The following is a 12625-nucleotide window of genomic DNA, read 5'->3' on the forward strand; positions in this document are numbered from 1 at the left end:
TTTTGCTAGTGAATTGATCACAACAATCAGTGATCAATTCACCCGCACTCAGTGATCATTTCAGTCGCGCGCGCACAGTCAGCTATACCGCCGCCAACGGTCAACCCCGCCAGGTCACCGGCCTGGAAGGGTGGGAGCGCAACGCCGCCGGCCTCTGGTACAGCCCCACCTACGGCTTTGGCCTCATCGATGTGAACAAGACCCTGACGGCCGCCGCCAACCACACCCCGCTGCCGCCGCTGGTGCAGTTGCCGGCTCAGAAGGTCACGGTGCCGCGCAGTGAAGGGAGCATCGCGGATGTGGGCAGCAGTGCCACCCGCTCCAGCACCCAGGTCGCGCAAGCCTTGACCGTGGAAGCGGTCCAGGTCACGGTGAGCCTGGATCATCAGCGCCTGCCCGACCTGCTGATCGAGCTGGTCTCCCCGTCCGGCACTCGCAGCGTGCTGCTCAACCCCAACAACAGCCTGGTGGGGCAATCCCTCGACCGGCAGCAGCTGGGTTATGTGCGCACCAAGGGGCTGCGCGACATGCGCATGCTCTCCCACAAGTTCTATGGCGAAGCGGCCCAGGGCGAGTGGCGACTGGAGGTGACCGACGTCTCCAACAGCAGTCGCCAGCTGACGCTGGTTGACCTCAACACCAACCGCCGCAGCACCCTGACCGAGCGCAACAACAGCCAGCCGGGTCAACTGCTCAACTGGTCCCTGCGGGTGATCGGCCACGATGCCGCCCGCTCATGATCACAAGGAGTCACAAGATGAAACACAGCTTACTCGGCCTGGTCCTGGCCAGCCTCCTGGCTTCGGCCGGCGTGCACGCCGCCGATGAGTCGGTGGTGATCGACGGCAAGCAGTACCGCACCATCGAGGTGAACGGTCAGACCTACCTCACCCCGGACAACGGCAGCAAGCAGCGGGTCGCCCGCAGCGCGGACGGCAAGGCGCCCCGGCAAACCCTGCGCAGCGGCGACGTGTTGCTGCAAGGGGTGGCCAGCCCACAGCTCACCGCCAGCGGCACCCTGCTGGTGGAAGCCGATGACAACCAGGCCAGCGCGCTGGCCAGCCGTCACGGCCTGCGCTTCAAGCAGAGCAGCGGCGGCATCGCCCTGCTGGAAGCCAAGCCGGGCACCGATCTGAACGCCGTCGCCACGGCGCTCAAGCAGGAGGGGGTCAACGTGCAGATTGAACTCGCCGGGGCCCTCAAACAGCCCAAGTGAGCCGTCCCGGGCCATTGCCCGGGCATATCAGCTGATCTTCGAGGGGGCCGCCGGCCCCCTCGCGCGTTGCTCGCAGTCATCCTCAGTGACCATCAGGCCACCCGTTTTCCCAATCTCCCCTGCCCTTCTCCCCTCTTGCCACCTTGGTTCGGCACCGCCTTTCAATGCGACTTTGCTCACAACTCGGTCCCCTTGCTCCCGCCGGCACATTTCTCGCCCCCCAGGGGCAAGGCGGCCATCACCCGGCTTGTTAACCTGCCTGTAGCCAAACACCTGCCCACGGGCCCGTTCGGCCTTCCTTGCGATATCCAATGGCAGCCGCCAGCAGAGCGGCCCAGCCCGGGCGGATGCCTTGCGCCCGGTGTCGATATCTCCTTTTTATTTTTATTCAGACAGTTACGAGGACGTCTTCATGCCTATCACCACAAAATTGAAAGCGGTTTCACTGGGTGTCAGCCTGGCGCTGGCCGGCCTGCTGGTCGGTTGCAACCAGAATGACTCGGATCCCCTGGTCAAGGACGATGCCTATTACCGTGGCCAGGCCGAGGCCATGGTGGCCAGGCTGACCCTCGGCGAGAAGCTGGACCTGCTCTCCGGCCCCGGTTACGGCAGTGCCAACGGCGCCATCAACGTCAAGCAGGACGTGCCCGGCGTGGCGGGTTACATCAACGGCGTGCTGCGCAGCGCGGACGGCATCGACATTCCGGCCCTCAAACTGGCGGACGGGCCGGCCGGGGTGCGGATCAACGCCAACCGCGACGGTGACAGCGCCAGCTACTACGCCACCGCCTGGCCCATCGGCTCGCTGCTCGCCTCCAGCTGGGACGTCAAACTGGTCAAGGCCGTCGGCGAAGCCATGGGGGACGAGGTGCGCCAATACGGGGTCGACATCCTGCTGGCCCCGGGCATGAACATCCAGCGCAACCCGCTCAATGGCCGCAACTTCGAGTACTACTCGGAAGATCCCCTGCTGACCGGCAAAATCGGCGCTGCCATGGTCAACGGGGTGGAGAGCAACGGGGTGGGCACCACCATCAAGCACTACTTCGGCAACAACTCCGAGACCAACCGCAACCAGATCAACGACATCGGCGAACCGAGAACCTTCCGCGAGATCTACCTGCGCGGCTTCCAGATAGCGGTGGACGAGGCCCAGCCCTGGGCGGTGATGACCTCCTACAACAAGGTCAACGGCACCTATGTCAACGAGCGCAGGGATGCACTGACCGACCTGCTGCGCGGCGAGTGGAAGTTCGACGGCCTGGTGATGTCTGACTGGTTTGCCGGCGACGTGGCCAACAACGCCTACAAGCAGGTGCTGGCGGGACAGGATTTGATCGAGCCTGGCAACGTCAAGGAGCAGTTGCAGCAATCCATCGAGCATGGCGATCTTGACGAGGCCAAGGTGAACGAGGCCGCCATCCACATCCTGACCCAGGTAATGAAGAGCCCCTCCTACAACCAGCTGGCCATCAGCAACAGCCCGGATCTGACCGCCCATGCCAAACTGGCCCGTCAGGCCGGCGCCGAGAGCATGGTGCTGCTGCGCAACGACGCCGCAGCCCTGCCACTGGCGGCAAGCAGCACGCTAGCCAGCTTTGGCATCAACCAGATCAACACCTACAAGGGCGGCACCGGCAGCGGGGATGTGAACGCCGCCAGCACCACCACCATCGCACAGGGACTGGCGGCACGCTTCCCGGTCAACGAGGCGTTGCAGAGTTACTACCGCGATTTTTACGAGAACAACAAGGTCTATCACGAGGGACAATTTGGCGCCAAGGGCTACTACACCTGCGCCGAGGCGCCAATCAGCGGCGATCTGGCGGCCCTGATCGCCAGTGCGGCCGCCACCCAGCAAGCCGCCGTCATCAGCATCGGCCGCCAGGCCGGGGAAGGGGCGGATCGCAGCAGCGGCAAGGGGGACTATCTGCTCGGTGATGACGAGCGCGCCCTCATCGATGCGGTGAGCAGCGCCTTCCACGCCCAGGGCAAGAAGGTGGTGGTGGTGCTCAACGTCAACGGCGTCATCGACACCGCCCAGTGGAGCGACAAGGTGGATGGCATCCTGCTGGCCTACATGGCTGGCCAGGAGACCGGCCACGCGGTGGCGGACGTGCTCTCCGGCGCGGTCAACCCGAGCGGCAAGCTGGCCCAGAGCTTCCCGCACAGCTACGCCAGCGTTCCCTCCGCCGGCACCTTCCCGGGTGAGGACACCGACGGGGACGGCGAACCGGACGATCTCTACTACAACGAGGGGATCTACGTGGGCTATCGCTACTACAGCACCTTCGAGCAGGCGGTCTCCTACCCGTTCGGCTTCGGTCTCTCCTACACCAGCTTCAGCTACACCAGCCCCGCCATCGCCAGCAACACCCTGGCGGACGGCAGTGCCGGCAACCTGGTGCTGACCGCCACCATCACCAACACCGGCGCCGTGGCAGGCAAGGAGGCGGCCCAGGTCTATGTGACCGCCCCCGAGGTCAAGCTGAAGAAACCGCTCATCGAGCTCAAGGCCTTTGCCAAAACGGCGCAACTGGCACCGGGGGCCAGCGAACAGCTGAGCTTCACCATTCCGGCCAGCATCCTTGCCAGCTTCGATGAGGCCAGCAACCAGTGGATCGTGGAGCCGGGTCGCTACAGCGCCTACATCAGCCCCTCGTCGGATGTCTCCGCCGGCACGCCGGTCAGCTTCACGGTGAGCAAGGAGATAGTGGTAAGCAACACCACGCCAGGGGCACTGGCACTGCCGGCCGGGGTGGATCCCGCCAGCGTCACCACAATCACCCGCTAACAGGGGCAGACACGGCCGGGCGCCCAGCCCGGCCTTGCCCGACAGTTACCCAGCAATGACCCGACCACGGGACCGGCCTTGCGCCGGTCCCGTTTTTATTGGCGGGCGTTGCGATAGGCCAGCGGCGTCATCCGGGTGTTGGCCTTGAAGAAACGGTTGAAGGCGCTCTGGGACGAGAAACCGACCCGATCGCTGATGTTCTGCAGCGGTTGATCCCCCTCACCCAGCAAGCGGCAGGCTTCGCTCACCCTCGCTTCCCTCAGCAGGGTGGAGAAACTGCTCCCCTCCCCCTGCAATTTGCGATTGAGGGTCCAGCGGCTGACGTTCATGGCCGCGCACACCTCCTTGAGCAGGCTCTCGTCGCTCTCCAGCTCCCCTTCCCGGATCTTGTGGCGGATCCGCTCCCCCACCAGATAGGCAAAGGGGGCCCGCTCGGCGATGTCGGCGCAGATCTGTGCCAGCTGAACCTGTTGCAGATGACCCAGCGGCTCGTTGTAGCAGTGGCTGGGGCAGTCAAGTTGGCCGTTGTCGATGGTCAGGGTGTTTTCCCCCTGTTCCCAGCGGCAGCGGGTGGCGAAGAACTGATCCAGCAGTTGATGGCGCGGTGGCGGCCGCCCCGTGAAGCCCACCGAGACCCGGGGATCCGTCAGATAGACCCGCAGGATCCGGTAGAGGATGATGAAGTTGGGGATGGCCTGACTCGCCCCCAGGCTGGCAGGCCCCTGATTGAGATACAGGTATTGGCTGGCCTGCGCGCCCCGCCGCACCCGCAGTTCGTCACAACTACCGATGATGGGGCGATAGGCCAGCAGCACCTCGAGCGCCGCCCGCGGCGAGGGCTGGTTCAGGCACAGGCTGATAAGGGGTGGATAGTGCTGGTAGAGCTGGCCGATGTCGTAGGAGAGGATGGTTTCGTGAAAACTGGCCAGATAGGGCTGCATCAGTTGCAGCATCCGGTAGTGGCTGTGGGCCGGCAGCCGGCCCTGCTCCCGCTCGATGTCGAACGACGTGAGGCCGCCCGCCATCAGGATGGCATCGGGATCGCCCCCCTGCTGCTGGCAGGCTCCCAGCATTCGTCTGATCACCTGGTTTGATACGCTCTGTGACATCTGCCGTCCTGGCCTCCATGCTGACAGGAAACTGCTCGTGATCCCCCGGCCCGCCACTGGCGGCGGGCCTGCCACCCCGTGCAGCGGGCTGGCGGGACCATTATGGGGCGGTTGCAAAGCGAGCAGATGTAACGGAGTGTAAAAGCACGCGCCAGCGCGCCATTTTGGGCAGATGTGGCCGCCATATCGGACCAGTTGCGTCAGGTTCAGCCATGAAAAATGGCGCCCGTGGGCGCCATTTTGATGGGGGCTGTGCAGCCGGCGTCAGTTCGCCTTGTGCTGCTCGGCCAGATAGAGCCAGGTGTCGACCACGGTATCCGGGTTGAGGGACACCGAGTCGATGCCCTGCTCGACCAGCCAGGCGGCGAAGTCCGGGTGATCGGACGGCCCCTGGCCGCAGATCCCCACATACTTGCCCGCCTTGCGGGCGGCGGCAATGGCCATCGCCAGCAGCGCCTTGACTGCCTCGTTGCGCTCGTCGAACAGGTGGGCGATAAGCCCCGAGTCCCTGTCAAGTCCAAGCGTCAGCTGGGTCATGTCGTTGGAGCCGATGGAGAAGCCGTCCACGTGCTCGAGGAACTTGTCTGCCAGCAGAGCGTTGCTCGGGATCTCGCACATCATGATCACCTTGAGCCCCCGCTCGCCACGGCGCAGACCGTTCTCGGCCAGGATGTCGATCACCTGCTCTGCCTCGCCCACGGTGCGCACGAAGGGGATCATCACCTCGACGTTGGTCAGCCCCATGACATCACGCACCCGCTTGATCGCCTCGCACTCGAGTGCAAAACAGGGGCGGAAGCTGTCGGCGATGTAGCGCGACGCACCGCGGAAACCGATCATCGGGTTCTCTTCGTGAGGCTCGTAGTCACGGCCACCCACCAGGTTGGCGTACTCGTTGGACTTGAAGTCCGACATCCGCACGATCACCCGCTCCGGCCAGAAGGCGGCAGCCAGGGTGGCGATGCCCTCGGTCAGCTTGGCGACGTAGAACTCGCGCGGGCTCTCGTAGCCGGCGATCATCTTGCCGATGGTGGCCTTGAGCTCGGGGCTCTGCTGGTCGAATTCCAGCAGCGCCTTGGGGTGCACCCCGATCATCCGGTTGATGATGAACTCGAGGCGGGCCAGTCCGACGCCGGCATTCGGCAGCTGGGCGAAGTCGAACGCTCTGTCCGGGTTGCCGACGTTCATCATGATCTTGATGGGCAGGCGCGGCATGTTGCCCACCTCGGTCACCGCCACGTCGAAGTCGAGTTCGCCGTCGTAGATGAAACCGGTGTCCCCTTCCGCACAGGAGACGGTAATGAGTTGACCCGGTTCAATGCGCTTGGTGGCATCACCACAACCCACCACCGCCGGAATGCCCAGCTCGCGGGCGATGATGGCGGCGTGACAGGTGCGACCGCCCCGGTTGGTGACGATGGCGGAGGCCCGCTTCATGATGGGCTCCCAGTCCGGGTCGGTCATGTCGGTGACCAGCACGTCGCCGGGCTGCACTTCGTCCATCTGGCTGATGGAGGAGATGACCCGCGCCGGGCCCGCTCCAATCTTGTGGCCGATGGCGCGCCCCTCGATCAGCACCTTGCCCGCTTGCTTGAGGGCGAAGCGCTCGAGGGTGTTGGCCTCCTGGCGGCTGCGCACGGTTTCCGGGCGAGCCTGGACGATGTAGAGCTTGCCATCCTGCCCGTCCTTGGCCCACTCGATGTCCATCGGCCGGCCATAGTGCTGCTCGATGATAAGGGCCTGCTTGGCCAGCTCCATCACTTCGGCATCCGTGATGCAGAAGCGGCTGCGCTCGGCTTCATTGGAGTCGACGATCTGCACCTGGCGGCCGTGGCTGGCATCGCCGGAATAGGTCATCTTGATGAGCTTGGAACCGAGGGTCTTGCGCACCACCGCCGGGCGTCCTGCCTTGAGGGTCGGTTTGTGCACGTAGAACTCGTCGGGGTTGACCGCCCCCTGCACCACCATCTCGCCAAGGCCCTGGGCGCCGGTGATGAACACCACGTCGTTGAAACCCGACTCGGTATCCAGGGTGAACATGACACCGGAGGCGGCGAGATCCGAGCGCACCATGCGCTGGATCCCAGCCGACAGGGCGACACCCTTGTGGTCATAGCCCTGATGCACCCGATAGGAGATGGCGCGGTCGTTGAACAGTGAAGCAAACACATGCTTGACGGCAATCATGACGGCGTCGATGCCGCGCACGTTGAGGAAGGTCTCCTGCTGGCCGGCAAAGGAGGCGTCCGGCATGTCCTCGGCAGTGGCGGAGGAGCGCACCGCAAAGGAGGCGTCAAGCCCACCGCTGAGCTTGTCGTAGGCAACCCGGATCGCCTGTTCCAGCGAGCTCTGGAACGGGGCTTCGATCACCCAGTCACGGATCTGTTGGCCAGCCCGGTTGAGGGCGGCGATATCGTCCACATCCAGGCTGTCGAGCAGATCATGGATCTTGCCGTTGAGGCCGCTTGACTCCAGAAACTCGTTAAACGCAAAGGCGGTGGTGGCAAACCCGCCCGGCACGGATACGCCGGCACCAGAGAGGTTGCTGATCATCTCGCCAAGGGATGCATTTTTGCCGCCAACTCGTTCTACGTCCTGCATTCCGAGTTGCTCGTACCAGAGTACGTACTGTTGCACTTGCATGTCTCCAGGTTGGTGGGCACTGTGCCGCCATGGCACCTTGTGCGCCAGTTTATGTGCGTTATTGTCTGTTTCTACTGTTGCCAACGACCATGAAAACGTTTTCTACTTATTGTCAAAAAAATCCCCGAGCAAGATTTGGGGATGGTCGAATGACACAGACATTCTACAATGCCAACACAAAAAGGTAACGACTCAGGTTTGCAAGCCACTTCACAACTTGGGCACGGCAGACCGGTTGACAAAAACGATATGGTTTCGAGAGATACTTCTTGCTTGCCAGCTCGCCGACCCCCTCACAGGAGCCCCCAGTGCACACCGTATTTTATGTTTCAGACGGCACCGCCATCACCGCCGAAGTGTTCGGCCACGCCGTGTTGAGCCAGTTTCCGCTGGCCTTCGAGCAGATCACCATCCCCTTTGTCGAAACCCTGGAGAAGGCGCGCCAGGTACGGATGCGCATCGACGAGCAGTTCCGCCAGACCGGGGTACGCCCCATTTTGTTCCACACCATCGTCGATCATCAGGTGCGCGAGGAGGTGCTCAAGGCCCAGGCCAGCAGCCACGACTTTCTTAACACCTTCGTCAGCCCGCTGGAGCACGAGCTCGGGGTGAAGGCCGAACCCAGGCTGCACCGCACCCACGGCATGGAGAACCGCAAGCTCTATGACGATCGTATCGAGGCCGTCAACTTCGCGCTGGCCAACGACGATGGCATCACCACCAAGGAATACGAGGAGGCCGACATCATCCTGATCGGGGTCTCCCGCTGCGGCAAGACGCCGACCAGCCTCTATCTGGCGCTGCAGTTCGGCATTCGCGCCGCCAACTACCCCTTCATCGAGCAGGACATGGGGGTCCTGGATCTGCCGGCCGCCCTCAAGGCCAATCGCCACAAGCTGTTCGGCCTCACCATCGCCCCCCAGCGGCTGCACGAGATCCGCAACCAGCGCCGCGCCAACAGCCGCTACTCCTCGCTGGAGCAGTGCGAACAGGAGCTGGCCTGCGTCGAGCGGCTGTTTCGCCAGGAGGCGATCCGCTTCCTCGACACCAGTTCCCACTCGGTGGAGGAGATCAGCGCCAAGATCCTCGAGGCCACCGGCCTGCGCCGTCAGCTTTATTGAGAAGCCTGCCCGCCGGCAAGCTGACGACATGGCAAACGCCAATAAAAAAGCGCCGGATACGGTTGTATCCGGCGCTTGTCGACTGGACCTCAGCGGGGCTGGGAGCCCGGGCGGTTCAGCTCTCTGTTGTTCATCAGCATGGCGTAGAAGTTGAGCACACCGTGACGCCGGCGTACCCGCTCGGTCAGCCAGAGGGCCGGCAGCAGGCCGATGGCACCGGCGATCAACAAGACCGTTCGCAAGTGCATCACCAGATAGTCATCACCCTGCACGGCCCACACCAGCAGACACCCCACCGCCATGGTCAGCAGCAGGGGCGAAAGCCACACGGTGAGCCACAGCGCGACGGCCAGCAAACTGCCAATAATACGTTGCATGAAGTGCATCCTTGTTGCAAAGGAGGCTTCATAAAACAGGAATTTCCGACAGAGTCAACCAAACCGCGCCCAACTGCTCACAATACAACCAAACACTTCCCTGCCAGCTTCACCGCTCCCTAAAAACCTGCCTTTCGCCGAAAAAACCAGCGAATGATGAGGAAAACAGGTGCATCCGCGATGGATTATCACTATTCTGCTTCCGTTGGTAGTCGCCATAAAAAACAGAAAGCGACTCACTGTAACGAAATAAATACGGATTTCGTCACGTTTCAGGCACGCTTTGCCGTGCACGGTCACATGGATTGACCCGACGGACGAGATGACAGACGAATGACTTCAGAAGACGTAAGGAAGGAAGAATGGATCTTCAACAAAACGGCGAGGAGCTGAAACGCGGTTTGAAAAACCGCCATATCCAGCTCATCGCACTGGGCGGCGCCATCGGCACCGGCCTGTTTCTCGGCATTGCCCAGACCATCAAGATGGCGGGCCCCTCCGTGCTGCTTGGCTATGCCATCGGTGGTTTTATCGCCTTCCTGATCATGCGCCAGCTGGGCGAGATGGTGGTGGAAGAGCCGGTAGCCGGCTCCTTCAGCCACTTCGCCTACAAATACTGGGGTGACTTCGCCGGCTTTGCCTCCGGCTGGAACTACTGGGTGCTCTACGTGCTGGTGAGCATGGCCGAGCTGACCGCAGTGGGCATTTATGTCCAGTACTGGTGGCCCGAGATCCCGACCTGGATGTCGGCGGCCTTCTTTTTCGTACTGATCAACGCCATCAACCTCTCCAACGTCAAGGCGTTTGGCGAGATGGAGTTCTGGTTCGCCATCATCAAGGTGGTGGCCATCATCGGCATGATCGGCTTTGGCGGCTACCTGCTGGCCAGCGGCAACGGCGGCCCGGACGCCAGCGTCAGCAACCTGTGGGCTCAGGGCGGCTTCTTCCCCAACGGCATCAGCGGTCTGGTGATGGCAATGGCGGTGATCATGTTCTCGTTCGGCGGGCTCGAGCTGGTCGGCATCACGGCTGCCGAGGCCGACAATCCCGAAAAGAGCATCCCCAAGGCCACTAATCAGGTGATCTACCGGATCCTCATCTTCTACATCGGCGCCCTGGCCGTGCTGATGTCCCTCTACCCCTGGGGCAAGGTGGTGGAAGGCGGCAGTCCCTTCGTCATGATCTTCCACGCACTGGACAGCAATCTGGTGGCCACCGTGCTCAACATGGTGGTACTGACCGCAGCCCTGTCGGTTTACAACAGCTGTGTCTACTGCAACAGCCGCATGCTGTTTGGTCTGGCCAAGCAGGGCAACGGTCCGCGCAGCCTGCTCAAGACCAACAAGAGCGGGGTGCCGGTGGTGGCCATCTCCGTCTCCGCCGCAGCAACCCTGCTGTGCGTACTCATCAACTATCTGATGCCGGGCAAGGCGTTCGAGCTGTTGATGGCGCTGGTGGTCTCCGCCCTGGTCATCAACTGGGCCATGATAAGCCTGGCGCACCTGAAGTTTCGCAAGAGCAAGCAAGCTGAAGGCGTGGTTCCCAAGTTCAAGGCGTTCTGGTACCCGTTCGGCAATTACCTCTGCCTCGCCTTCATGGCCGGCATCCTGGTCATCATGTATCTGACCCCGGGCATCCAGATCTCGGTACTGCTCATCCCGGTCTGGATCATCGTGCTGGCCATCGGCTATCAGTTCAAGCAGAAGCACCAGGCTCGCGTTGCGGCCAACCTGGGCTGATGGCATCAGCCTTATCCCCCTCAAAAGCCGGTCACTGACCGGCTTTTTTCTACCCGGATATGACCCCTGCAGGTTGGCATCGCCAGTTTCCCCTCTCCAGTCCATCATGACGCTGTGAGCACGCGCTCAGCAAGCGGCCATTGCCAGCTCTCTCTTTGGCAAGCATCCTGACTCGTCTAAAAACAACAAGCCCGAGACAGTGCGCTCGGGCTTGTTGCAAAAAGGCAGGTAGAAAACTGCGGCGTTATTCCAGCAGGAAGACGGCTTCCACATTGTCCGTGATGGTGATCTGTTGTTGTTGGTAGCTGTTTTCCATCATGTCGGCGGCAGGTGCCATGGCGGCAGCCTTGAGGGCCCGGCTGTAGATCGGCATGGGGCTATTGTTGCGGTACTCGACGCTGTAAACCTTGCCGAGTTTCATGCCAAATGCCTTGGCCAGAGACTCGGCCTTGGTTTTGGCATCTTCAACTGCTCCGAGGCGCGCCTGCTCCTTGATGGTTTGCGGCGCCTTGAGCCCGTACTCAATCTGGGACACGGATTCCAGCCCCGCCTTGAGTGCGGTGTCCATCAGCTCGCTCAGCTTGTCGAGTTGATAGAGTTTGACCGCAAGCTGGCGCTGGGCACGGTAGCCCACCAGTTCCGGCTTCTTGTTCTGCGGATACTGGTATTCCGGAGAGATCACCAGATTGCCCCCCTCCACATCGCTGTGCTTGATGCCCAACCCTTCCAGCTGGCCAAAGAAGGCGGCAACCTTGCCATCCACCTGCTGCTTGGCCTTGATGCCCTGTTTTTCCAGCGCCGTCACGGAGACATTCAGCGTCAGCATGTCGGGCTCGGCTTTTTGCTCGGCATAACCGCTCACCACCAGATGGGGGGCTTGCGGCACTTCAAGGGCAAACAGGGGTGCACTGATAACCAGGGCAGACAGGGTAAGCAGGGGACGCCACATAAAAAAGACCTCAATCTATTAGAGTGAGGTCATTATGCCCGTCGTCGAATGGGATTCATATATCGTGCAACGGCGGGATCTGATCCAGTACCTGATTGGTCATATCGATATTGATGCTGATCTCGCCACCCGGCAGCCCCTGATGAGCAGCAGCCAATGGTGTGGCGCTGCGGGACCCCAGCAGCACATCATCATCAAAATGGAAGGAGTCCCACGACAGAACATGTCCGGCCAGCGGAGCTACCGGCTCCGTCATCGTGTTGGTCACCAGAGGAGCACAGTCGATGTTGTCGGAGTGGCCGAGCAGATCCTGCAGGCAGACATCGCTCAAACTCTGCAATGTATACTCCTGCTGCCCCTGTTCATGACCGACCAGCACCATCATGTGGGGTGGCGCTGCATCGACAGCTGGCGTGAATGAGATAGTGGCCGCCGCAAAGTCCACATTCAGTGAACCAGCAACCTCGCCATCATCGCTCTCCAGATCCAGCGCATCAATCCGATCACCCGCCATCGTGGCGTGATAGCTAAACTGGCCGGTACAGGTAATGCTGCCCTGCCCGTCCCAGCTATAGCGAATGCCATCGATATCGACCCAATTAAATGACTGCATGGTGACCCTCTCCTGTACTGCCGCTATCTTAGCCGCCCCCTCAGTCAAAAAACAGGGGCCAGGT

9 protein-coding genes and 1 pseudogene are annotated in these 12625 nt (G+C 61.9%); 5 read left to right on the forward strand and 5 right to left on the reverse strand.

Translation table 11 applies throughout. The features are described from left to right. Nucleotides 1-77 precede the first annotated feature (77 nt). From asp to PG900_RS11520, 3 genes and pseudogenes are all read left to right on the forward strand, one after another. A pseudogene (gene asp, locus PG900_RS11510) lies at nt 78-740 on the forward strand (serine protease Asp); the annotation flags it as partial. 17 nt (nt 741-757) lie between these two features. Next, the gene (locus PG900_RS11515) at nt 758-1216 is read left to right on the forward strand and encodes a serine protease chaperone (protein WP_146060987.1); all 459 of its coding nucleotides are present in this window, start codon (nt 758-760) and stop codon (nt 1214-1216) included. 412 nt (nt 1217-1628) lie between these two features. Then, complete coding sequence (locus tag PG900_RS11520) at nt 1629-4010, forward strand: beta-glucosidase (RefSeq protein ID WP_270831483.1); 2382 nt, start codon at nt 1629-1631, stop codon at nt 4008-4010. 95 nt (nt 4011-4105) lie between these two features. Here PG900_RS11520 and PG900_RS11525 read toward each other — a convergent pair whose 3' ends face one another. Both PG900_RS11525 and ppsA read right to left on the reverse strand, forming a co-directional pair. Next, nucleotides 4106-5083: an AraC family transcriptional regulator gene (locus tag PG900_RS11525; protein WP_264098701.1), complete on the reverse strand. Its 978-nt coding sequence runs from the start codon at nt 5081-5083 to the stop codon at nt 4106-4108. Between the two features lie 300 nt (nt 5084-5383). After that, nucleotides 5384-7762, reverse strand: coding sequence for a phosphoenolpyruvate synthase (gene ppsA, locus PG900_RS11530; protein WP_264098695.1), 2379 nt, complete (start codon nt 7760-7762; stop codon nt 5384-5386). Nucleotides 7763-8070: 308 nt separating this feature from the next. Between ppsA and ppsR the strand changes: the two genes are divergently transcribed. Then, nucleotides 8071-8883 (forward strand): posphoenolpyruvate synthetase regulatory kinase/phosphorylase PpsR, encoded by an 813-nt coding sequence (gene ppsR / locus PG900_RS11535; protein WP_005302533.1) that lies wholly within the window; start codon nt 8071-8073, stop codon nt 8881-8883. Nucleotides 8884-8972: 89 nt separating this feature from the next. Here ppsR and PG900_RS11540 read toward each other — a convergent pair whose 3' ends face one another. After that, nucleotides 8973-9260 carry a hypothetical protein gene (locus PG900_RS11540; protein ID WP_045527259.1) on the reverse strand — a complete coding sequence of 96 codons (288 nt, stop codon included), beginning with the start codon at nt 9258-9260 and terminating at the stop codon, nt 8973-8975. 362 nt (nt 9261-9622) lie between these two features. Here PG900_RS11540 and PG900_RS11545 point away from each other — a divergent pair, with 362 nt between their 5' ends. Beyond that, nucleotides 9623-10999, forward strand: coding sequence for an amino acid permease (locus tag PG900_RS11545; protein WP_118880922.1), 1377 nt, complete (start codon nt 9623-9625; stop codon nt 10997-10999). Nucleotides 11000-11243: 244 nt separating this feature from the next. Here PG900_RS11545 and PG900_RS11550 read toward each other — a convergent pair whose 3' ends face one another. Together PG900_RS11550 and PG900_RS11555 are read right to left on the reverse strand one after the other, a co-directional pair. Beyond that, the gene (locus PG900_RS11550) at nt 11244-11948 is read right to left on the reverse strand and encodes an SIMPL domain-containing protein (protein ID WP_264098696.1); all 705 of its coding nucleotides are present in this window, start codon (nt 11946-11948) and stop codon (nt 11244-11246) included. A gap of 55 nt (nt 11949-12003) precedes the next feature. Further along, nucleotides 12004-12561 (reverse strand): hypothetical protein, encoded by a 558-nt coding sequence (locus PG900_RS11555; protein ID WP_118880920.1) that lies wholly within the window; start codon nt 12559-12561, stop codon nt 12004-12006. Between the last annotated feature and the right edge of the window lie 64 nt (nt 12562-12625).

Source organism: Aeromonas sp. QDB03 (assembly GCF_027707985.1).
Lineage (GTDB): Bacteria > Pseudomonadota > Gammaproteobacteria > Enterobacterales > Aeromonadaceae > Aeromonas > Aeromonas hydrophila.